Origin of the sequence: Maribacter sp. X9, assembly GCF_048537565.1 — a bacterium.
Taxonomy (GTDB): Bacteria; Bacteroidota; Bacteroidia; order Flavobacteriales; family Flavobacteriaceae; genus Maribacter.
Genome location: NZ_CP183215.1, coordinates 3,411,891 through 3,433,588 on the forward strand (window position 1 = coordinate 3,411,891; position 21,698 = coordinate 3,433,588).

At 41.9% G+C, this 21,698-nt stretch carries 18 protein-coding genes and 1 pseudogene; 9 read left to right on the plus strand and 10 right to left on the minus strand.

Going from position 1 to position 21,698, the window contains the following annotated elements:
* The first annotated feature begins 49 nt into the window (after nt 1–49).
* The 3 genes from ACNR9Q_RS14645 (at nt 50) to ACNR9Q_RS14655 (ending at nt 3,939) form a co-directional block, all read left to right on the plus strand.
* Complete coding sequence (locus ACNR9Q_RS14645; protein WP_419211970.1) at nt 50–847, plus strand: sulfite exporter TauE/SafE family protein; 798 nt, start codon at nt 50–52, stop codon at nt 845–847.
* A gap of 100 nt (nt 848–947) precedes the next feature.
* On the plus strand, nt 948–2,363 hold the full coding sequence (locus tag ACNR9Q_RS14650; protein ID WP_419211971.1) for an MBL fold metallo-hydrolase: 1,416 nt from the start codon (nt 948–950) through the stop codon (nt 2,361–2,363).
* A 166-nt stretch (nt 2,364–2,529) separates the two neighbouring features.
* Nucleotides 2,530–3,939 (plus strand): MBL fold metallo-hydrolase, encoded by a 1,410-nt coding sequence (locus ACNR9Q_RS14655; RefSeq protein ID WP_419211972.1) that lies wholly within the window; start codon nt 2,530–2,532, stop codon nt 3,937–3,939.
* 336 nt (nt 3,940–4,275) lie between these two features.
* On the opposite strand, the gene ACNR9Q_RS14660 is transcribed toward ACNR9Q_RS14655, so the two are convergent.
* A complete protein-coding gene (locus ACNR9Q_RS14660; RefSeq protein WP_419211973.1) occupies nt 4,276–5,154 on the minus strand; it encodes a sterol desaturase family protein in 879 nt (292 codons plus the stop codon).
* A gap of 265 nt (nt 5,155–5,419) precedes the next feature.
* Between ACNR9Q_RS14660 and ACNR9Q_RS14665 the strand changes: the two are divergent.
* A pseudogene (locus tag ACNR9Q_RS14665) lies at nt 5,420–5,611 on the plus strand (YgaP family membrane protein); the annotation flags it as partial.
* Nucleotides 5,612–5,635: 24 nt separating this feature from the next.
* Here the strand turns inward: ACNR9Q_RS14665 and ACNR9Q_RS14670 are convergent.
* The gene (locus ACNR9Q_RS14670) at nt 5,636–6,976 is read right to left on the minus strand and encodes an OprD family outer membrane porin (RefSeq protein ID WP_419211974.1); all 1,341 of its coding nucleotides are present in this window, start codon (nt 6,974–6,976) and stop codon (nt 5,636–5,638) included.
* Nucleotides 6,977–6,982: 6 nt separating this feature from the next.
* Nucleotides 6,983–8,011: a c-type cytochrome gene (locus ACNR9Q_RS14675; RefSeq protein ID WP_419211975.1), complete on the minus strand. Its 1,029-nt coding sequence runs from the start codon at nt 8,009–8,011 to the stop codon at nt 6,983–6,985.
* A 203-nt stretch (nt 8,012–8,214) separates the two neighbouring features.
* Here ACNR9Q_RS14675 and ACNR9Q_RS14680 point away from each other — a divergent pair, with 203 nt between their 5' ends.
* From ACNR9Q_RS14680 to ACNR9Q_RS14700, 5 genes are all read left to right on the plus strand, one after another.
* Nucleotides 8,215–8,742, plus strand: a complete 528-nt coding sequence (locus tag ACNR9Q_RS14680; protein ID WP_419211976.1) for a DsrE family protein — start codon at nt 8,215–8,217, stop codon at nt 8,740–8,742.
* A gap of 266 nt (nt 8,743–9,008) precedes the next feature.
* Nucleotides 9,009–10,364 carry a cytochrome ubiquinol oxidase subunit I gene (locus ACNR9Q_RS14685; RefSeq protein WP_419211977.1) on the plus strand — a complete coding sequence of 452 codons (1,356 nt, stop codon included), beginning with the start codon at nt 9,009–9,011 and terminating at the stop codon, nt 10,362–10,364.
* A gap of 10 nt (nt 10,365–10,374) precedes the next feature.
* Nucleotides 10,375–11,400 carry a cytochrome d ubiquinol oxidase subunit II gene (cydB, locus tag ACNR9Q_RS14690; RefSeq protein ID WP_419211978.1) on the plus strand — a complete coding sequence of 342 codons (1,026 nt, stop codon included), beginning with the start codon at nt 10,375–10,377 and terminating at the stop codon, nt 11,398–11,400.
* Between the two features lie 92 nt (nt 11,401–11,492).
* Nucleotides 11,493–12,053, plus strand: coding sequence for a YeeE/YedE family protein (locus ACNR9Q_RS14695; RefSeq protein ID WP_419211979.1), 561 nt, complete (start codon nt 11,493–11,495; stop codon nt 12,051–12,053).
* Between the two features lie 3 nt (nt 12,054–12,056).
* Nucleotides 12,057–12,470, plus strand: a complete 414-nt coding sequence (locus ACNR9Q_RS14700; protein WP_419211980.1) for a DUF6691 family protein — start codon at nt 12,057–12,059, stop codon at nt 12,468–12,470.
* A gap of 9 nt (nt 12,471–12,479) precedes the next feature.
* On the opposite strand, the gene ACNR9Q_RS14705 is transcribed toward ACNR9Q_RS14700, so the two are convergent.
* The 7 genes from ACNR9Q_RS14705 to ACNR9Q_RS14735 all read right to left on the minus strand — a co-directional run bounded on the left by ACNR9Q_RS14705 (nt 12,480) and on the right by ACNR9Q_RS14735 (nt 21,692).
* On the minus strand, nt 12,480–14,231 hold the full coding sequence (locus ACNR9Q_RS14705) for a hypothetical protein (RefSeq protein WP_419211981.1): 1,752 nt from the start codon (nt 14,229–14,231) through the stop codon (nt 12,480–12,482).
* Nucleotides 14,224–16,449: a tryptophan-rich sensory protein gene (locus tag ACNR9Q_RS14710; RefSeq protein ID WP_419211982.1), complete on the minus strand. Its 2,226-nt coding sequence runs from the start codon at nt 16,447–16,449 to the stop codon at nt 14,224–14,226. The genes ACNR9Q_RS14705 and ACNR9Q_RS14710 overlap by 8 nt, the downstream gene beginning before the upstream one ends.
* Nucleotides 16,449–17,744, minus strand: a complete 1,296-nt coding sequence (locus ACNR9Q_RS14715) for a BatA domain-containing protein (RefSeq protein ID WP_419211983.1) — start codon at nt 17,742–17,744, stop codon at nt 16,449–16,451. The genes ACNR9Q_RS14710 and ACNR9Q_RS14715 overlap by 1 nt, the downstream gene beginning before the upstream one ends.
* Nucleotide 17,745: 1 nt before the next feature.
* A complete protein-coding gene (locus ACNR9Q_RS14720) occupies nt 17,746–18,645 on the minus strand; it encodes a DUF58 domain-containing protein (RefSeq protein ID WP_419211984.1) in 900 nt (299 codons plus the stop codon).
* Complete coding sequence (locus tag ACNR9Q_RS14725) at nt 18,646–19,650, minus strand: AAA family ATPase (RefSeq protein WP_419211985.1); 1,005 nt, start codon at nt 19,648–19,650, stop codon at nt 18,646–18,648.
* A gap of 9 nt (nt 19,651–19,659) precedes the next feature.
* Nucleotides 19,660–20,280 carry a DUF4159 domain-containing protein gene (locus ACNR9Q_RS14730; protein WP_419211986.1) on the minus strand — a complete coding sequence of 207 codons (621 nt, stop codon included), beginning with the start codon at nt 20,278–20,280 and terminating at the stop codon, nt 19,660–19,662.
* 95 nt (nt 20,281–20,375) lie between these two features.
* Nucleotides 20,376–21,692: a TldD/PmbA family protein gene (locus tag ACNR9Q_RS14735; protein WP_419211987.1), complete on the minus strand. Its 1,317-nt coding sequence runs from the start codon at nt 21,690–21,692 to the stop codon at nt 20,376–20,378.
* Nucleotides 21,693–21,698: the final 6 nt, after the last annotated feature.

Below are 21,698 nucleotides of genomic sequence, written 5' to 3' on the forward strand. Positions count from 1 at the left end.
GTCGCATAAGGGTCGTCTAGCTTTGCAGCATAAAATAAATTTTATAAACATGCTGCATATTTTTGGTTACATCAGCGCATTGATTATTGGCGTTTCGTTAGGTTTGATCGGTGGCGGTGGATCTATATTGGCCGTACCCGTGCTTGCCTACCTATTCTCAATCAATGAAAAGGCTGCTACAGCTTATTCTCTGTTCATCGTTGGGGCAAGTGCTCTTCTAGGCGGATGGAAACAGCACCTAAAAGGATTCGTGGATTGGAAAACCGCTTTTGTTTTCGGTATTCCCGCCATCATTGGGGTAACCGTAGTGCGGCATTACGTAGTGCCGGCCATGCCGAACATCCTGTTCGAATTTCAGGGTTTTGAGTTTACCCGCAGAATGGCCATGTTCGGTTTGTTCGCCATACTTATGGTTCCCGCAGCGTATTCCATGTTAAAAAAACAAAAAATAAAACAAGTCGTTGGAGAGGTGAACTATAATTATGTCCTGATTTTGGCCGAAGGTCTGATCGTAGGAGGCATTACAGGTATGATCGGTGCCGGAGGCGGATTTTTGATTATTCCCGCTTTGGTTATTTTGGCGAATGAAGAAATGAAAGTAGCCATAGGTACGTCCCTCATCATTATCGCCATCAAATCCTTAATGGGTTTCTTTTTGGGAGATGCGTTGACCATGGAAATTGATTGGAGATTTTTGGGCCTGTTCACCGGACTTTCCTTTCTCGGAATTTTTATAGGAAGCTACCTCAGCAATTTTATCGATGGGGATAAACTAAAAAAAGGTTTCGGTTATTTCATTTTGGTGATGGCCGCTTTCATCTTTTACATGGAATTTTTTGTACAATAAAAATCGAAAACGAATAAAAGAACTTCCGTAACCAATGTTACTGACGACCTTCATCATAAATAATACCTTTAAAAAATATAACCCAATAAATAGTATCATCATGAAAGTAGAACAAATTTATACCGGATGTTTGGCCCACGCCGCTTATTACATAGAAAGTAACGGCGTAGCAGCAGTTTTCGACCCCTTGCGTGAAGTGCAACCCTATTTAGACCGCGCTAAAAAAGACAACGCTAAGATTAAATACGTTTTCGAGACCCATTTCCATGCCGATTTTGTAAGCGGACATTTAGACTTGAAAGAAAAGGCAGGTGCTGAAATCGTATTCGGTCCGGGTGCAAAACCGTCTTATGAAGCCATCACAGCAAAAGACAATCAAATATTTGATGTGGGTGGTTATAAAGTAAAGGTTATTCATACCCCAGGCCATACCATGGAAAGTACCACCTATCTCTTGATCGATGAAAAAGGTAACGAACACGGTATAATTACTGGCGACACTTTATTCATAGGCGATGTGGGAAGACCGGATTTGGCACAACATGTCGTTTCTGAACTAACCGAAGAAAAATTGGCCGGACATCTGTTCGATTCCCTTCGGAATAAAATAATGCCTTTGAGCGATGATTTGATCATATATCCTAACCATGGTGCCGGTTCTGCCTGTGGGAAAATGATGAGCAAGGAAACCACCGATACCCTTGGGCATCAAAAAAAGGTGAACTATGCCTTGCGTCCTGATATGGGTAAAGAAGAGTTTATCAAAGAACTATTGACCGGTCTTACCGCTCCTCCCGCTTATTTTCCAAAAAATGTATTGATGAACATTCAGGGGTATGAAAGTTTGGATACCATTATGGACCGTGCCGCTACTCCCTACTCGCCGGAAACTTTTGAAGCTGTGGCCAATGAAACGGGTGCTTTGGTTTTAGATACACGAAATGCATTCGATTTCGCCAAAGGATTTATCCCAAATAGCATCAATATTGGTCTTGAAGGAAGCTTTGCCCAGTGGGTAGGTGAAATGATTCCTGATATTAAACAGGACATTTTATTGGTCACTTATCCCGATAAAGAAGAGGAAGCCATTACCCGTTTATCTCGCGTGGGGTACGACCACACCATCGGTTATCTGAAAGGTGGCTTTGATTCCTGGAAAAAATCCGGAAGGCAATTTGAGACCACGGAAAGAATTACGGCCACCGAGTTGGAAAAAATATGGGGTAGTGAAAAGCCTTTAATCATAGACGTTCGTAAAAAGAGCGAGTATGATTCTGAGCATCTGATAGATGCGATTAATATTCCACTTAATGAAATCAACCAACATTTATCCCAATTTCCAAAAGACAAGAAATTTGTCCTGCACTGTGCAGGTGGCTATAGAAGTATGATTGCGGCATCGATTTTGAAGCAACGGGGTTGGGATGATTTTGAAGATGTGGTAGGTGGCTTTGAAGCGATTGCTAAAACGGGAATGGAGAGATCAGAATATGTTTGTCCCTCCACCATGTTATAATGTATGTATTCTTGAGGCATCAAGGCTGTTTAATCAGTCCGCTATGGGTTAATGAACCAACGCTTTTAAATAATCCTATTACGGCATAGTACAACAATGTAACTTAGGTTACGGTTTGAAAGAGAAGCAATTCGTAAATTTGTAATATAATTAAACAGGTGTACCCATGAAAATTGAACAAATATATACGGGATGTTTGGCCCAAGGTGCCTATTACATCGAAAGTCAAGGCGAAGTTGCAATCATCGATCCTCTTCGCGAGGTGCATCCTTATATTAAAAGGGCAAAGCTAGACGACGCGAAGATTAAATATATTTTTGAAACACATTTTCATGCAGATTTTGTGAGCGGTCACGTTACCCTTGCCAAAGAAACTGGAGCTACTATTATTTATGGTCCGAATGCGAACCCATCGTTTGATGCATTGATCGCTACAGACGGACAAGAATTTAAATTGGGCGATATTACAATTACCGCATTGCACACCCCTGGGCATACGATGGAAAGTACCACTTATCTTTTAAGGGATGAAAATGGAAAAGACCATGCTATATTTAGTGGGGATACGTTGTTTCTGGGAGATGTTGGACGGCCTGATTTAGCTCAAAAAATGGGGGTTTTAACCGAACGCGATTTAGCAGGATTTCTATTTGACAGTCTTCGCAATAAAATCATGCCCTTGGCCAATGACGTTATCGTATATCCAGCCCACGGCGCCGGTTCTGCCTGTGGTAAGAACATGATGAAAGAAACGGTGGATACGTTGGGTAACCAAAAGAAAATGAACTATGCCCTACGTGCAGATATGACCAAGCAAGAGTTTGTTGAAGAAGTGATTGATGGTTTGTTACCACCTCCACAATATTTTCCTTTGAACGTTAAAATGAACAAAGAAGGATATGAAGATATCAATACCGTCTTGGAACGTGGCACAAGGTCACTTTCCCCAAAGGCCTTTGAAGCCGCGGCAAATGAAACGGGTGCCATCGTACTTGACGTACGCCATCAAGATGATTTTGCCAAAGGCCACATACCGCGCTCTATTTTTATTGGTTTGGATGGCAGCTTCGCCCCTTGGGTAGGTGCCCTAATTGCAGATACCCAACAGCCCATTCTATTGGTAACCCCAATAGGTTTGGAAAAAGAGGCGGTAACCAGATTATCGCGTGTGGGCTTTGACGGAACTTTGGGTTATTTGGAAGGTGGTTTTGAGGCTTGGAAAAAAGCGTCCATGGAATATGATACCGTTAGTCAAGTGGATGCGACTGAACTAAAAAAGGTTTTAGAAGCAGAAAAAGCTCCTGTTTTCGATGTTCGAAAGGAATCAGAATACGTATCAGAACATGTTTTGACCGCAGAGAATACTCCCCTTGATTTTCTCAATGACCACTTATCGGAGTTTCCAGATAATAAACCTTTTTACGTGCATTGCGCAGGTGGTTATAGAAGTATGATTGCCTCTTCTATTTTAAAAAGTAGGGGAATCCATAATTTAATCGATGTAAAAGGCGGATTTAAAGCGATACAAGAGGCTGGTATTCCCGTTTCTGAGTTTGTCTGTCCGACGACATTATAATCGTTTTTAAATAATAGATTGTTTTTAAAATGGGGAATTCTCTAACTGAGAGTTCCCCATTTTTATGTGCTTAAAGAAATCCAGATCATTCATATCCGTTTTTAAGTATAATCTAAAGGAAAGGATAGACACTTGTCAGTTCGAGTGAAACCCTGAAAGTGGTTTTGTATCGAGAACCCTTCGACTAAGCTCAGAGCAGGACCTTTTGGAACACCATTGCTTCTCGATACTAATTTTATCCTGCTTCAAAATTCACGCAAAGTGAAAGAAAATAAATCAAAAAGAACGAAAAGTAGTATAATTTAAAACTCCTTAGAATGGTCTGATCATGAAAAATTAGGCTTTACCTTTGCTTGAAAAGCCGTGAGTTACTTGACCAAGGAAGTCTTTGGGCAAATGCTCATCACCCGGATATCCCAAACGGATTTGGCCACTTTCTTCGGGTATATAATTGGTCTTAAATAAATAGTCCCACAAGCTTAAACTAATCCCGAAATTGACTCCGAATTTTCCTTTGGGAAGCTTATACGCGTGATGGTACAAGTGCATTACCGGATTGTTGAATATATATTTTAAGGGTCCCCAGGTGATCTTGATGTTGGCATGATTGAAATGACCAATGGTAATCGCCATAAAGTGGACGATATAGGCCTGTTCCGGCTCAAAACCGCCAAGTAGCATTACTCCAAAAGTTTTCAGCGGTTTGTAAAAAATATTCTCCATCCAGTGGTACCGTAGATGTGCTGCAAATCCCATTTCCTTGACACTGTGGTGTACCTTATGAAAATTCCAAAGAAAAGCATACTTATGTAGTAAAATATGGGTAAACCACTGTACAAAATCCAACACTAGGAAGAATACCAACAGTTGACCCCACATGGGCCAATTCTCCATAGCTATAATGGCCAAACTTTTAACGGTAATTCCATTATTCGAAAAGAATACTTGGAGTATTTTATAAATGCCGCTTATCGCTATAGCGAACAAAAAGAAGTTGAAGAACATGTAAAAGCCATCCAACCAAAAGTCCTTCCTAAAAACACCCTGATTTTTCCGCCAAGGAAATAAGACCTCCAAGGCCCAAACTAGCAATGAAATCACGATTAATCCCCAAAAGTAGTTCGTATACCATGGCACCTCGAATAGGATGGATTTCCAAGTCCAATCCAAGGTTCCTTGAACCGCTTTGAAAAAAGCTTCTAGATAGTTTTCCATTGTACAAAATATCGGTAAATATAGGGTTTGGCAAATGTGTCCACGGTAACCTTTGTTACATAGCGTTTCATCCTATGATTTATTTTGATCGAACCTGACGATTATCATAGTTGTTCGCAAAAGCATCCCCTAAATTACTTTTGCTTATCAATGCTTCGAAATTCTAGTCGTCATCCTTATGGGATGCTTGCGTTTTGCCTTCATTTTTAAGTAAATAATCTAATTGATAACTATCCAAAATCCTATAGTATGAAAAAAAAATGTAGGTCGTAAAGACCGTACCCTTCGCATCATCTTGGCCATTGCACTTTTAATACTTTATTATTTCCAGGTAGTTGAAGGAACCTTAGCCATTATACTCTTGGTGATATCCGGAGTTTTGTTACTCACCAGTTTGATTCATTTTTGTCCACTCTATTCTATTTTGGGAATGAATACCTGTAAAGTCAAGGAATAATTCCTTGATGGTTAATATAGCTTGTCAAAAGTTATAGTTGACCACGGCACTCACATGCCAAGTGTCAACTTTGTTGTAATAGAAGTTAGGATTATCTGGAAAATCACCATGGGCTAGTTTTGTGGTGATCAATAGTTCTGGTTTTAACTGTTTTAGCCTTTTAAAATTGAACAATAGGTCCACATTGATATGTGTATAATCCGGCACCGCATATTTGTTTAAAACATCGTTGGTAAGCTCTGGTTTCCAATGCCTTCCAACGCTTACATTGGTATTGATGTTCGCTTGGTTTTTTATCATGGCAATTAAAGTCTCATAATTAAAGACTATCGCATGATTGTCACCACTACCTTCACTTCGTTCCCGTTTTTGAAAACTGAACAGGTCTTCCCTACCCCATTCCCTAGGAGAAATGAATTGTCCGTTGGCTAAAATTCGGTTATAGGAAAGGGAGGCTTTAGCATTGCTAAATTGATATCCCCATTTCATCCCGAGAACATCGGAGGTATTTTGATTGAAATAGCGGAGGGAATCCAAGGCATTACCGCCATTTCCAACCTTATTTTGATGTAACCATTCCCCTTCCAATTGTAAAGCATCGGTAATTTTGAATTTTGATTTTAGGTAAAAGGAGTTATACACGTTTTCTACCAACTGATTCCATATCGAAATCCGTAAAGTTGGGGTAAGCTTAATATCGGCATTGGCCAAGAGAATATAGTCAGATTGCGTATTTTCTTTATATTGGGCAGGTTTCCCATATGTATTCCTACCTACGTTATAGGTACCTATACTTTCCCCAATACCGAAGAATTCCCCTGTGGAACGTGGAGCAATCCGATTCAACATCCCGAATTGAAAGACGTTTTGCCCAGTGGTGATGTGCTTGTACCACAATCCTTCAACCAAGGTGGGAATCATTCTACCATCCTGAGGATTGATCAAAGGCGTGTTAATTTTCATGCGCCCCAAAATCAATTGATGCGCAGCCCATTGATAATCGACAAACAGTTCCCCCAATAAAAAGACAGCATCGTTCGAAAGGTGCTGCCGGTCGAATAAGCCTTCCTCATACCTGCTAACCCTACCCGTTGTAGCGTCGGCAACTTGTAGATTTTGGATTCCCAAATTGGTCGAATTGTACAATGCGGCCCCCAACTCCAGATTTTTCAGAAGTTCATATTGGTACTTAAGCTTACCCCCGATCGCCAAGGCGTTATAATCCTTTAAATCGTCTTTGTTAAGCGTCCCCATATAAAAGGTGCGCCATTGGCCGGACAATTTACCTTTATTTTCTAAGCCAACAGAATCCTGTGCTTTTAGAAATATGGGCAAACAGACAAGGAACAGTAAAAGTTTCCACATGAAGTCTTATTTGGTTTTGGTGATACCGTATTTTTCTTGGTAATATTTTATTATTGGTGGAAATGGTCCGTATTTATGCTGTTCCGCCGTAAATTCGTCTGTCCAAGGTCCGTAAGGCGTTGAAACCGGTTTCAGGCTTTTATCCGGATAATCGTTCTCGGTATTGGCTTTATGCGGTCTGGAAAAACTATTGATATAACCGGCCACATGAAAAGCTTCTTCGTCAGTGAGTTTTGGGTTGTCCCAGGTCGCCAACAAATAAGGCATATTACTTTTTATGAATTCTGCCGCGGTAATGACCCGGTGCATCCCAGCGCCGTCGTTATAAGTGTCCTCGCCCCACAAGGGTGGGTAGGTGTATCCTGTTCCATCCGTTTTTTTAACTCCTTGTCCGTCCGCACCATGACAGACCACACATTCCTTTTCAAAAAACAATCTTCCCTGCTCCAGGTCTACGGCGATATCTGGAAGTTGAATCGCAGGATAGCCCTTATATTCCTTCTTTTTTTCTTCGGGCAAACCTTCGCCCAACCAATCCATATAAGCTACAATGGCTTCCATTTTATCTGAATCCACAGGCATTTTTCGCCCGTTCATACTTCGCTCCATACAACCATTGATCCGGTCTTCGATAGTCCCGATCCGATTACCCCTACCCCCAAATTGCGGGAAACGTTCCAATACGCCGACCCAAGAACCTGAACCTGCCTGGGCACCGGATTTTAAATGGCAATTGGCACAGGCCAAATTATTACCGCTTAAACGGTCCTCTGGATTTTCTGCTGACGGACCCATAAATTTTGAAGTTTCGGCAATCAAATAATAGCCCAATTTTACTTTTGAAGGCATATTCTCGATTTCATTGATGGCATCCTTGGGTTGCCATTCCGCTTTTTCATCAGCAATGGGTGGCTCACTAACTTCTGCTGGACTTATTTCATAGGTGAACAATGCAAGAAATACAACCCCTATTAAAAGGAATACGATGATAAAAAGTCGATAAAGTTGGCGCGCTAAGGTTTGTAATTCTTCCATTTATTTTGATGTAAAATCCAATTTCTGAAATTAATCGCCCTAAAAATAGCGAACGAAAATAGAACTTTACACAAATGCATACGGTAACAATGGTCACATACCAATAAAAAACAGCCACTTACTTTTATGCCAGTTAAAAATAACGGACATTAGTATTACTAGTACTAAATTTTAACCAACACTAATTTGAAAACCCGGTAAACATGAAAAAAATAATTTTTATTACTTTCCTATTTATGGTAACTCAATTTGCCACGGCCCAAGAATGGACTACCCCAATTATCGAAGGTTACGGAAAAATTACTGAATTAAAAGAAGTTGCCGTACAGCCCGATGTTTCCATGGATTATAAAATTGTATTCGATGTAAAGGATGATCGCGAAATGGAAGGTATAAATATTGGCTTATTCAAAATTGCACGTATGATCAATTTGTTGGGGGCGGGTGGCATTAGTCCGGATAAGGTTCATATTGTCGCCGCCATTCATGGTGGTGCCACCTTTGCGGTATTGAACGATAACAAATACCAAGAAAAATATGAAAAGTCCAATCCCAATACAGAAGTCCTACAACTTTTAAAGGACTATGGTGTGGAGCTGTTGGTATGTGGCCAAGCCACGGCCTCAAGAAAAATTATGAAAAAAGATTTGAATTCAAATGTAGAAGTTGCACTTTCTGCGATGATGGTTTTAGCGAATTACCAATTGCAGGGCTACAGTTTAATGCCTTAAACGTCACTTTTTCAAGGAAATTGAGGGCTATGGATATCCTATCAAGCTTCAATTAACATAACAATCGTTACATTAATTGAAGTTTTTCATTTCAACAATAAGAATACCCTTCATAACTGAACCTTTTGTTACAATTGGCAATATTCATGTGAGAGAAACAAAATGGTAAAAAGGTTAGTTCAAACAGTTAAAAAAAGATTATTTGTAACCTTTGTCACCTAGGTTTAAAGCTTACTAAGGTATCTTTGTACAACAAAATATATCCTATGGATGTAGAAATTCTCGCACGTATCCAGTTCGCTTTTACCATTGCTTTTCATTATATCTATCCTCCTTTGAGCATAGGTATTGGATTGATCATGGTCATTATGGAAGGTTTATATTTGAAAACCGGAAATAAGCACTACGAAATTTTAACGCGGTTTTGGTTGAAAATCTTCGCCATTACCTTTGGTATCGGTGTTGCGACCGGTATTATCATGGAGTTTGAATTTGGCACCAACTGGGCGGTTTATTCTAAATATGTTGGGGATATATTCGGGAGCGCCTTAGCGGCAGAAGGTTTATTCGCCTTTGGTCTTGAAAGTACCTTTTTAGGAATTTTACTCTTCGGCTGGAACCGAGTTTCACCAAGAGTTCATTTTATATCTGCATTGGGTGTTTTCCTAGGGTCCATGTTCTCTGCCGTGTGGATAGTGGTGGCCAATAGTTGGCAACAAACCCCGGCCGGTTACCATATTGTTGGGGAAGGCCTCAATGCCCGGGCGGAGGTCACTGATTTTTGGGCCATGGTATTCAATCCCTCCAGCATTGACCGGATTATCCACGTTTGGCAAGGCGCTTTCTTATCCGGGGCTTTTTTGGTGCTTAGCGTCCATGCCTATTATCTTTTTAAAGGCAGGTATACTTCAATTTCCAAAAAGGCATTTAAAATTGCGCTTTCGGTAGCCGCACTTGTTTCGTTGAGCCAATTACTATCCGGGCATCGTTCGGCAGAAGGTGTCGCAGAAAATCAACCTGCGAAACTGGCCGCCATGGAGGGTCATTATGAAAAATCGGCCCCTGCAGATTTGTATCTATTCGGATGGGTAGACAATGAAAATCAAGAGGTTACCGGAATAGGATTGCCAGGTGGGTTGTCATTTTTAGTACATCAAGATTTTAAAGCGCCTATCACAGGGCTCAATGCTTTTCCTGAAGAGGATAGACCTGGACAAGTAAATGCCGTTTTTCAGTTTTACCACATTATGATTTCCATCGGTATGTTTTTAATCGCCCTTAGTTTATATGCCTGTTATTTATGGTGGAGAGGAAGCCTTTTTGAAAAGAAGTGGTTGTTACGCATCTTTATATTTTCGGCCCTATTGCCCCAAATTGCCAATCAAGTCGGTTGGTTCGCCGCAGAAATGGGCCGACAGCCTTGGATCGTGTACGGACATTTACGTACCAGTGAAGGATTTTCCCAAGAGGTTTCCGCTAATCAAATTCTGTTCTCCTTGATACTCTTTGCCTTCGTGTACACCATTCTATTTCTCTTGTTCATCTATTCGCTGAACAAAAAGATAAAACATGGGCAGTATGATGAATCTAAAAATCCGGATGAATTTTTAAAACACGTTTAAGTATTACATTATGGAAACATTTTTAGGAATCGATTATCCAACACTATGGTATTTGGTCGTGGGTTTGTTATTTTCTGGATATGCAGTTTTAGAGGGTTTTGATTATGGTGCAGGTTCTTGGCATTTATTTTTTAAAAAAGATTTAAGTAGGCGTATCGCCATAAACGCCATCGGCCCGTTGTGGGATGCTAACCAAGTTTGGTTGATTATAGGGGGTGGCGCTCTATTTGCCGGTTTTCCGGTCATGTACGCCACCATGTATATTCCTTTCATGCTCTTTTTAATGTTATTGGTCTTACGCTCATCCGCAATAAAATTTAGAAGTTCTGAAGAAATGGTCTGGTGGCGAAAAACTTGGGATATCATCTATTTTTCCTCCAATACTTTAATCGCATTTTTATTAGGTGTGGTCCTAGGAAACATTTTACAAGGTTTTGAAATTGGAGAAAATTTCAGTTATAAAGGAGGAGTATTTTTTGCCTTTCTAAATCCTTACGCAATCATGGCCGGCTTTACCACGCTTTCATTATTCATGACCCAAGGGGCCATTTTTTTATTATTGAAGACCGAAGGTCGTTTGCACGCTCGATTAACCTTCTTATTGAAAAAGGGTATGGTTTTCTTCATCATAAGTTTTGCCATAACCTCTTTATATACCTTAAATTATTTACACGGGGTCATCGATAAATTTAAAGAACAGCCCCTATTTTTTGTTTTACCTGTTCTGGCTTTTTTGGCCATAGCCAATGTGCCAAGATTAGTATCCAAAAAAAGGTACTTTCAGGCATTGATATTTTCTTCACTTACCATGGCATTCTTATTGATGTTGGTGGCCTTTCAACTATATCCTGTTTTGTTACCATCGACCATCGACGCTACGCATAGTGTTACCATTTATAATGCCGCATCCTCTCAAAAATCACTTGGTATTATGTTGACCATGGTTGTTATCGGAGCTCCTATATTAATGGGATATCTTACATTTCTTTATAAAACTTTTAATGGAAAAGTAAAATTGGACGATACCAGTTATTAGTAGGGTGCTACCTACAATAAGCACCTCTGTAACCTATGTTACTGATAGTCCATAACAGTTTATTCTACCTTTGCCACACTTAATATAAAACTATGAATTTGATATTCGATCCTTGGCCGTGGTATGTGGCCGGACCTTTAATTGCACTTACCATGTTTGTCTTGTTGTTTACCGGAAAACAATTTGGAATGTCTTCAAATTTAAGAACTATGTGTTCGATAGGAGGAGCCGGGAAGTTCTCTAACTTTTTTAAATTCGATTGGAGAGCAGAACGATGGAACCTTTTGGTAGTTCTTGGCGCCGTAATAGGAGGTTTTATCGCTTCACAGTATTTATCGGACAATACCGTTGAGATAAATCCGGAAGTGGCCCAAAAACTTTCCCAAGATTACGGAATCGAAAGTGCAGGACAAGCCTACCTCCCACCCGAATTATTCGCTTCACAACAATTAACCGACCCCTTTGTATTGGCTATTCTGGTTTTAGGCGGATTTATGGTCGGTTTTGGTGCGCGTTACGCCGGTGGCTGTACCAGTGGCCATGCCATTAGCGGACTCAGTAATTTACAACTGCCCTCATTGATCGCCGTTATTGGTTTTTTTATTGGCGGTTTGGTGATGATTCATCTATTGTTCCCTTTAATATTCAGTTAGAAAATGAGATATATAAGCTATTTAGTAATCGGTATTTTTTTCGGAATTATCATGTATAAATCCGAAGCGGCCTCGTGGTTCCGCATTTACGAAATGTTCGAGTTTGGTTCCTTCCACATGTACGGCATCATCGGTTCTGCCTTGGTCTTAGGGGTCCTTGGTGTTCAGATCATCAAACGCTATAAAATCAAAGCGATCGGCGGTACGGAAATGAACCTTCACCCAAAGAAAAAAAGCATAGCGAGATACCTAATCGGAGGTATCATTTTTGGCTTGGGTTGGGCACTGGCCGGTGCTTGTCCCGGTCCCATGTACGTACTTGCGGGTGCCGGCTATTATTCCATTCTAGTGGTCATTGGCGGAGCCCTCTTAGGTACTTTTGTTTATGGTATGATCAAGGATAAGTTACCCCATTAATGGGTAGGCTTAGTCTCCCAGGCGTTTAGGCGCCAACCATAACCACCCGATTCCTAATAGGAAAGGGATATAAAACCAGATTAGGGAAATAGGACGGTCTACCCAGACGGTCCTATTTTCGTTCAGGTCTTTTTGGAACTCCTTCTGATTTTCGATTATGGATTTTGAAATTTCGAGCGATTTCCAATCGGTAGGGTCCATGACGTAAAAGGAATAACGGGCAGTACTGTCAGATGCAATTTTTAATACATTCCAGCCAGATTTTTTGGGATAGGTAGTCCCGGAATAAAGACTGGGGATTTGGGGGTTTTGAAAGAGGCCTACAGTGCTGCTGTCCGAATCCACCACCGTAAATTCTTCCAAATTGGTCCGTAAGGTAAAATCAAAAGGTGCATTAGGCCTGGGCAAAAGGGTATTGGATGCCCACTGCACCTCTGCTTTGGCTTGGGGAATGGTCTTATCCAACAGTTGGGTCCAAAATCGGCCGTATTCCCTTTCCTTTCCGTCCAACACCAACTGATAACTATTTTGAAGCGTGGTAGTCACGACTCTGCCCAAACCGACTTGTTTATAAGCCGCAATCGTTTTGGTTGCACCTAACTCGATAGGTTGCTGGGCAACTCCCGATTCAAACGCATAAGGATATTTTTCGAGCACATTATTTGAATTGCCCAAGGTCGTTTCATTTACCCCGTCCCTACTGAAACTAAAATAAGAGGAATTGGCGTTACGGTTGAACAAGGCATTGGTGGGCTGAAGAAAAAGTCCCAAACCGTTCTCACGTATCCGTTTCTCCAACCTATTTCTGAGGACGGATCCAAATCCGTAATACGTATCTGTATCGGCAATGACCAAATGAAAATCCTGTAGCATTTCCTCGGTAATTTGATAAATAGGCTTGCTTGCGGTATTGAAATATTCAAATTTGTATTTACCCTTGGTCAATTGGCTTCTTACCACTACTTCATGACCACTTTCCGCTAAAAAATTCTTTAAATATTTGGTCTCAAAAGTCGGAAAATCGTTTAAAATCAATACCCGCAAGGTATTCTTTTCGCCAATCTGAATAGGAAGTGGTTCCGTTTTTTGAACATTACCCGTGCTATCTTTTTCCGTTACGGAGTAGATAAATCTCCCCGAAACCTTAGGAGTGGTTTGCAGGGTAAAACCTACTTCCTCCTTTTTTTCCAGTTGCACCGAATCCAGCCCGTTACCGGCAGGGTCTTCCAATACTAAAAACGTTCCTTTTTTAGGCTTCGTGTAAATCCCGGATAGACCTAATGCTTCTCCCAATACGAGGGACTTTGGGTATTTTATATTTGAAATCCCAGATGGAATGGCATTGGGAACAAAGGCGGTAGGAATGTTCTTGAATTGCCAAAAATCAAAGGATTTGATTCCATTTCCTAAAACGAAAAGGCTGGTCAAGGAATCCAGGTCCCTCCCGATGGATCTCTCCGGATGGTACTCCAGAATGGTAAGTCCTGGATACCGTTCCATCAAACTATCCTTTTTTGCTTCCTCAAAACCTTCCGTAAGCAAAAGACCTTGCCGATCGTTCACTTCCACTTGACGAACAGGTTCCAATACGATCAAAGCCAAGGCCAAAAGGGTGATCAGGGCGATGATACTATGGACTAGCATTTGTCCACGGTGACGTTCCAACGCTTCTTTCCAAAGAAAACAGGCGTATAGAATGATTAAGGCTATTCCTACGGATATCCCATATTCCTCATGTAAAAATGAAATACCATCAATCATAGGTTTCCAACTGTTTTAGAAATAATGCATTGATTTCATCGGTATTACCATTTCTGAGTCCCGGGATTTGTTCGGTCTGGGGCAAAGCCGACAATAGTCCTCTTTGAACGGTTCGGTAATTTTCTTGGGTACGCCCCGTATTATCCTGTATCTTTTTCAACCCTTGTAATAGCTGTAAATATTTACCGGGATTTTCAATGGCCAAAGTTGCTAATTCGGTTCCGGCATTGGAAAAAACACGTTCATCCCCATCCGTAAAGCGAGTATTCCTGTGAATCAATCCCTCTAAGCGAACAACCGCATTTTTGATGGCCGCAAAGGGTGCTTCTATTTTCATATTCTCTTGTTTCTGAAAATTATCCACCTCCTTGATGCTCCCTGTCAACCTACTTTCCTCCTTGATGGGCGGTGGGTCAAAACCGATGCGGTGAACGTAAATGCGTGCGCTATTCTTTATTTCCTGTATCAGCAATAATGCATCCTTCTGGAACGGTAAGGATTTTTCCGGCGCATACAGCCTTAAATGTAATTCCGCGTCCCACATAATTGTTAGCGCCTTCCGTAACTTGGTTTTTAAGGATTCCTCGAACAACGTGGATTCCTCTGGGTCATCATGATTGTGTAGATAGTCATGAAGCGGGTCCTTTTCTTCCTCCGATGTTTCCGTGGCCACCAAATTATGTTCATTATCACCGTCGTGATCATGCGAATAGTCTTTCAGCAAATCCTTTTCTTCCCCTTCTGCATGCTCAGAGGATTCCCCCACCGATAATGCTTCAATGGCTTCCCCGGGGGCAATCCCCATTTCCGACTCATCGCCCATAAACTGACCGTATTTTAAACGTAAGGCCTTTTGGTCAAAACCCAGTTCGTTACTTCTGGACTTAAATTCCTTTTCGGTGATCTTGGGTTTGTCCTTTATCAGTTTTTCAGTATCGATGATCAATTGCCGTTGGCTCCTAAAATAATCGGGCATTTGATCTACCCCAAGTGTGCCTTCCACCGCAAATTGGTCGGTAACCGTATCCTTGATTACTGCAAAATAGGTCTCGCTTCGGGTCACATTGGGTTTAGGCTCCTTTTCATCAAAGGCTTCCACATAAAAATAGAGCTCGTCTCCCACTTCCATTTTCAAAGCATTCAAATCCAATACTTTGGAAGCATTTATTTGCCGAATTCCTTTTGGGATGGATTCCTTGAAATCCAGTTGTTCCTCCCTAAATTTGACGGATTCCCCGGAACCTTTACTCACCGTGGCAATAATATGCGTCTTGGCGATGCCAAAATCATCGGTAATCGAACTTTTTAAGGTTAATCGTTTGGTGTCCGAAAAATCAAAATAGGTGTATTGCGGTAATCCAACGATTTCTATCTCTGGGGGAGCATCAGGTATGGCCTCTAGGGAAAACAGATCCGAGGTAAATGCAACGCCTTCTTCATTGCTGAATCTAAAACTATAAAATCCAGAAGCTTCCAAAGGCAGACTGATTTCGAAAGCATCACCAGCTTTCTTCAAGGGTAGGGTTTCTCCCATTTTCTCCATCGAAACTTGGGATACGGGCGCATCAAACTGTAACCGCCAGCGTAGGTTGGCATTGATGACCGATTTAATATTTGGTTCCGCGCTAACTTTATCCGGTTGGCGCGTGTACGCGGGATAACTGATTAAAATCTCTTGCTTTTGAAGCTTGGGAACAACCTTTTTGGATGAGATTGCGTCGGTTGGGATAAACTGAATGGTATCGAGACTGGTCGTGTTCTTTAAAATCGAGTTTCCGTCATTAAAAAATCCGAAGGCATGAATAGCTACACCCACGACAATCAATCCCGAAGTGATCCATATCGTGCGTTTTAATTGGTTGGGCGGCGTTAGCGATTTTAATCTGGTCCGGAGCTCAGTAGTCACCCGATACTGTTGTAATTTCGATAGATTGGATAAATTTTCCTGTGGTTCCAACAAAAGTCCGGTACTAAACGAGACTTCCTCTAGATGCGCATCGATATAGTTACTGGTTCGTTTCAGGTTAATTTTCCAAGGATTCTTAAATCCCATTAGCAGCAGCAAAGCTACTAATCCCGATAAAAGTCCCAAATACAGACTATTGATGACGAAATAGGTCAGAACGGCAATTCCCAGCGCATAAAGCGCAGCTTCCAAAAGCATCAGCAACTGCCAGCGCTTTTTAAATTGTAGTAAAAGTGACTTGCCCGTTTCCATTACTGTTTTCGTTTATAAGCGAGGAATCGTTCTGCGATTATGACGATACCTAACAGCAGCCCTAACCACAAGGAACTGTCCACCCCCACCCGTTGAACCTGCTTTTTTTTCCCACCAAAGGTGGTCTTAAGCACCGACTCCGATATTTTCCGCACATCATACGTTGCTGCCTTTTCCTTCACTTCGCTGTCCAAGTCCAAAAGCAATAACAATTGCTCTGTCAACCGGTGATCGATACTCGTTTCTAAGTTCAACCTATCCGTCAATAAATAAGTATTTTCCAATATTCCCGTTGTGATCAAATCATGGGCTAACGAATCTCGTTGGAACAGTAGCAGTTTTTGATAGGATTCGGGTCTTGGTTTTTCACTCAACCAAACGGTCAAATCGGGGTTTTCTATGGTCGAGGACGAGGCATCGCTTTTGCTTTCCACCATAATTTCACGACCTAAATAGTTAGACAATGCTTCAAAAGCCGCTTGAATATATTTCCTATCGGTGGATAGACTATCCGCATAAAAAAGTTCCACCTGTAACGGCTCTGTTTTTTTTACCGGAACACGGTAAGGTGTTTCCCCTAAATTTAGTTGCAGACTATCTTCAGCGGGATTCAGGCTCACCTTAGCCTTATCCAGATTGAGACGTTCCTTTCTAAATTGCGTACGATTTGAAGTACCGATCAGGGAAACAAGTTCTAAACCATCCGTTTTCTCATAAGCCAACAGTCCTTTCTCCAGAATAGTATCGGAATCCATAACTACCCAATGGATGTTCTTATCTACTTGTGGTCGCATCCCTTTTAGGCCCCGTTGCCAACCTTCCGTAAAGACTACGATACTGTCCGTATTCAGAGCATCCATTTCCGAAGCTAGTTGCCAATAGTCAGGCACCTCACCAGTGCCTTCCCTAGGTTCAAAATCCGTAATGACCGGAAATCCCCTTTCCAATAACCGGACTTCCTTTTCTTGGGAAAGCCTGTCCAACAACTGCATCAATCCGACATTGGATGCCAAAACGGGTTCTAGTAGATAGGTGATATCCGAATTTTTAATGGTTTTAGACCATTGTGGTTTCGCCATCAGAAGGACCACTAAGGAAATCAGCAACATGCGTAGCACCAAAAGCCACCATTCATTCAATTGAATGCTGCTGGACTGTTTGGATTTGGATTCCGATAAGAGCTGAACACTTCCAATTTTAATCGTTTTCGCTTCCTTCTTGCTCCATAAATGGATAGCTATGGGAACCGCAAGCCCCATAAACGACCATAAATACGAAGGATGTAGAAAAGACATATTACTTACCGTTTTTACGTTGTTTTAAAAAGAAGGGCAATACCTCGCCCAAATGCTGGTCCATCCTAAAAATATGATGTTCAATGCCTTTTGACAATAGCTCTTCTTTATGGGTCTCTAGTTTTTGGTGGAGATCTTTCAGGTATTGGGCCTTTGCCGTTTGCCGGTCTACCTTGACCCGGGCCCCCGTTTCCAAATCCTCAAAAACGATGTTGTTACCGTAGGAAAAATCCATTTCCGAAGCACCCATCAACTGAAGTACAACTACCTCATTTTTAGCCGATTTCAAGCTTTTGATGAAACTGGAAATTTCACTATCCTGTTCATACATATCCGTGAGGAAAAACAGCAACTCCTTTCCCCCTTGATTCGGAATCCTTTTAGAAGAAACCGATGCTTCAGGCCATTTGCCACCAGAAGACACCTTCAACAGTTCCAGCAAGAATCTGTTGTAATGCTGTCTGTCCGCCTTAGGGTAAATACTGACAAATTCTGCGTCGTTCAACGCGAACAACCCTACGGAATCCCCTTGTTTTTGGGCCAAATAGGCCAAAGTAGCGATAAGGACCCGTGCCAACTGTATTTTGGAAATGCCTTCTTCCTCGTGTAGCATGGAAGCACTGGAATCCAAAATAAACTTGACGGTCACCTGACTCTCGATTTCCGATTGTTTGATGTAGTACCTACCGGAACGGGCCAACATTTTCCAATCCAACAACCGAAGGTCATCTCCCGGCTCATAGCCACGGTATTGGCTAAACTCCATACCCGGACCCACACTTCTACTTCGATTGAGGCCCGTAGTAAAACCTTCCACAACGATACGGGATATCAAGGTCAATCCTGAAACCGTATCGATGACCTCTGGTTTTAATAAATCCTGATAGCCCTGTTTTGCCATTTATGCGCCCTTTAACTGTACCGATTCCAATAAATGCTGCGCAACCTTATCTGAAGTTATTCCTTCTGCCTCGGCCCTGAAGTTCACCAAAACCCGATGCCTCAATACCGGTAATGCCACGTTCTTCAAATCTTGCATAGTAACGGATAACCGTCCTTCCAAGAGCGCATGGGCCTTGGCCGTTAAGATCATCGCCTGCCCGGCACGAGGGCCCGCTCCCCAATCTACCCATTCCTTCACATAAAAATCACTGGTCGTTTCCGGTCGTGTAGCACGGATAACATCACTGACATAGCTGATCAGGGCATCACTGATGGAAACTTCCCGCACCAATTGTTGTAGGCGTACGATATCCTCCCCGGAAATAACTTTGTTCAATTGCTTTTTGACCATACCCGTAGTGGCCTTTAAAATGGCCTCTTCCTCCGTTTGGGTAGGATATCCAATTTTAATGTATAACAGGAAACGGTCTTGTTGTGCTTCGGGTAAAACGAAGGTTCCGGACTGTTCTATTGGGTTTTGGGTCGCCAGAATAAAGAAGGGTTTATCCAAGGGATAAGTTTTGTCCCCATAGGTCACCTCAAACTCCTGCATTGCTTCTAACAAAGCCGCTTGGGTTTTAGGCGGCGTACGGTTGATCTCATCGGCCAAAATGATATTCGAAAAAATGGGCCCTTTGTTGAACTTGAAGAACTTTTTACCCGTCGTGTGGTCTTCCTCCAAAATTTCCGTCCCGATAATATCCGAAGGCATTAAATCTGGTGTAAACTGTATGCGTTTGAACTTTAAATCAATGGCATTGGCCAAGGTTCGTATCATCAAGGTCTTTGCGAGTCCGGGAACCCCTTCCAGCAAGGCGTGCCCCCCGGCCAAAAACGTGATCAGCAATTGTGATACCGTTTCTTCCTGACCTATGATGACTTTTCCGATCTCCGCTTTTAAAGCGTTCAGTTTATTGGAAAGCAGTTCCACTTCATCCGCAATCTTTTGTAATTCGTTATCCATACCTATTTTTTAGGAGGTTAGGGCGTACAGGACAATATTGACGCCAAACCGTGTATTATCTATTTTGTACCAACGTTTGTTTCTAAAATCATAATCCCACTCACACCCATAATCTTTGTTACTGTACAACACCCCTATTCGTCCATTGATTTCTATGGCCTTTAAATAGTCGTGCACCAAGTCGTCTCCCCAACCATTGAGTTCTTGGGAAGTCGTTGGCGGACCGTCCTCAAAATCAAAAAATATGGAATACAGTTCGTGGTCGTTGGGTAGTTTTTTGAGTGCCGCAGGTCCAAAAATCTCTTCCATCTGCCGCTCAAAGGATTTGGCGAAAAGTCCGTCAATATCATGGTTACAATCATCCGCAAATACAAATCCGCCATTACGGACATACTTTTCAAAATTCTCCTTTTCCTTTTTGGTGAATTCCACCAGTTTATGTCCCGATATATAACAGAACGGACTTTTAAAGATATCATCACTGGCCAAGGTGATGATCTTCTCTTGGGTATCCACTTTTAGGGTGGTATATTCCACCAGGGAATTCAATAAATTGGAAGGCATACGCTGATCCACATCCCAATCCCCGGATTCATATTGTAACCTAGTAAAGAAAAATTCGTTGCTCAAAGCGGTGGGAACTTGTTTTAAATTTTAGTTTGTAAAATGAAAAACTGGCTGTTATGAATTCCATAAACAACCAGTTTTATTTTCGGCTTTAGTTCCTATACCGCATCGGAAAGACTGGTAAAGGTAAAGTCACGGATCTTCATGTACGGAATGAGGTTTCCATCGATACGCACCTGTTTACCAAGGGTTTCCAAATTATTGAGCATAATGATCGGACTCTCATTGAATCTGAAGTTCTTTACCGGATATTTAATTTGTCCGTTTTCAATATAGAACGTTCCATCCCTGGTCAAACCGGTATACAATAAGGTTTGAGGGTCTACACTACGGATGTACCATAATCGCGTCACTAAAATTCCTTTCTTGGTGCCTTTGATCAAGTCCTCCAAACTGGCATCGCCTCCCGCCATAATCGCATTTGGTGGAAAAGGAACGGGTTCCACTCCTTTTTGTGCTGCCCAATAACGGTCGTAAGCCAGGTTCTTAACGACCCCGTTCTCTAACCACATTGTTTTCTTTAAAGGCTGACCTTCTCCGTTCCAAGTGGATGTTGGTACTTCTGGATGCAACGGGTCTGACCAAATGGTCACACGCTCGTCTACTATCTTTTGGCCCAACTTGTTTTTACCATCTGCTGCAGACATAAAACTTCTTCCCTCGTCTGCCGAACGGGCATCCAAAGATCGGAACATGTTTCGCAACAGATCAGAAGCTGCGGCGGGTTCTAAAATCACCGTATACTTGCCTGGTTCAATCGCTTTCGCTTCCCTAGACAGCACCGCTTTATCGATAGCCGTATTCGAGGCTGCGGCCGCATCGAACTTGGATACATCGTTAAAATCCCGTGATACCCATCCAGAACCTGTACCATCATTAGTACGCATGGTAACCGTAAAATCGGTGTTTGTCGATTTGTTATAGGCGAAAAGACCTTTGGAATTGATCATGGCACTGAAATTGGCCGCATCATTGAAGTAGCCTGCTGCCGTTACGTCCTGTGCCGCTGCCGGGGTAATGCTACTTGCCGCTACCTCAGCACGGTATTCTGGACTAACATTCGCCGTAGCCTCGATAAAACTTATGGCCTCATCATATTCTTGCGGACCTAAAGGCTCCATGAACTCCGGATTCTCCGGCGATAATTGTGCCAATTCTTCCGCCCGCCGTACTACTTTTTCCAAGGAGGCATCATCGAATTCATCGATGGTCGCGGTTCCTGATTTCTTACCAAAACTGGATTGTACCGCCAAACTTTGGTTAGAACTATACCCTGAGGTGGTTACGGTATTTCGAGCATACCTGATGTTACCACTGTTGGTACCACTTAAATTGATCTCGCAAGTATCGGCCTTGGAGAAACTAAGCGCCTTTTCCAATATTTTTTTTGCTTCTTCTTCTGTATATATTGCCATTGTTGT

What these genes read in the sequence shown, in the direction of transcription:
- ACNR9Q_RS14645 (WP_419211970.1), top strand. Translation starts at nt 50, where the DNA reads ATGCTGCATATTTTTGGTTACATCAGCGCATTGATTATTGGCGTTTCG.
- ACNR9Q_RS14650 (WP_419211971.1), top strand. Translation starts at nt 948, where the DNA reads ATGAAAGTAGAACAAATTTATACCGGATGTTTGGCCCACGCCGCTTAT.
- ACNR9Q_RS14655 (WP_419211972.1), top strand. Translation starts at nt 2,530, where the DNA reads ATGAAAATTGAACAAATATATACGGGATGTTTGGCCCAAGGTGCCTAT.
- ACNR9Q_RS14660 (WP_419211973.1), bottom strand. Translation starts at nt 5,154, where the DNA reads ATGGAAAACTATCTAGAAGCTTTTTTCAAAGCGGTTCAAGGAACCTTG.
- ACNR9Q_RS14670 (WP_419211974.1), bottom strand. Translation starts at nt 6,976, where the DNA reads ATGTGGAAACTTTTACTGTTCCTTGTCTGTTTGCCCATATTTCTAAAA.
- ACNR9Q_RS14675 (WP_419211975.1), bottom strand. Translation starts at nt 8,011, where the DNA reads ATGGAAGAATTACAAACCTTAGCGCGCCAACTTTATCGACTTTTTATC.
- ACNR9Q_RS14680 (WP_419211976.1), top strand. Translation starts at nt 8,215, where the DNA reads ATGAAAAAAATAATTTTTATTACTTTCCTATTTATGGTAACTCAATTT.
- ACNR9Q_RS14685 (WP_419211977.1), top strand. Translation starts at nt 9,009, where the DNA reads ATGGATGTAGAAATTCTCGCACGTATCCAGTTCGCTTTTACCATTGCT.
- cydB (WP_419211978.1), top strand. Translation starts at nt 10,375, where the DNA reads ATGGAAACATTTTTAGGAATCGATTATCCAACACTATGGTATTTGGTC.
- ACNR9Q_RS14695 (WP_419211979.1), top strand. Translation starts at nt 11,493, where the DNA reads ATGAATTTGATATTCGATCCTTGGCCGTGGTATGTGGCCGGACCTTTA.
- ACNR9Q_RS14700 (WP_419211980.1), top strand. Translation starts at nt 12,057, where the DNA reads ATGAGATATATAAGCTATTTAGTAATCGGTATTTTTTTCGGAATTATC.
- ACNR9Q_RS14705 (WP_419211981.1), bottom strand. Translation starts at nt 14,231, where the DNA reads ATGATTGATGGTATTTCATTTTTACATGAGGAATATGGGATATCCGTA.
- ACNR9Q_RS14710 (WP_419211982.1), bottom strand. Translation starts at nt 16,449, where the DNA reads ATGGAAACGGGCAAGTCACTTTTACTACAATTTAAAAAGCGCTGGCAG.
- ACNR9Q_RS14715 (WP_419211983.1), bottom strand. Translation starts at nt 17,744, where the DNA reads ATGTCTTTTCTACATCCTTCGTATTTATGGTCGTTTATGGGGCTTGCG.
- ACNR9Q_RS14720 (WP_419211984.1), bottom strand. Translation starts at nt 18,645, where the DNA reads ATGGCAAAACAGGGCTATCAGGATTTATTAAAACCAGAGGTCATCGAT.
- ACNR9Q_RS14725 (WP_419211985.1), bottom strand. Translation starts at nt 19,650, where the DNA reads ATGGATAACGAATTACAAAAGATTGCGGATGAAGTGGAACTGCTTTCC.
- ACNR9Q_RS14735 (WP_419211987.1), bottom strand. Translation starts at nt 21,692, where the DNA reads ATGGCAATATATACAGAAGAAGAAGCAAAAAAAATATTGGAAAAGGCG.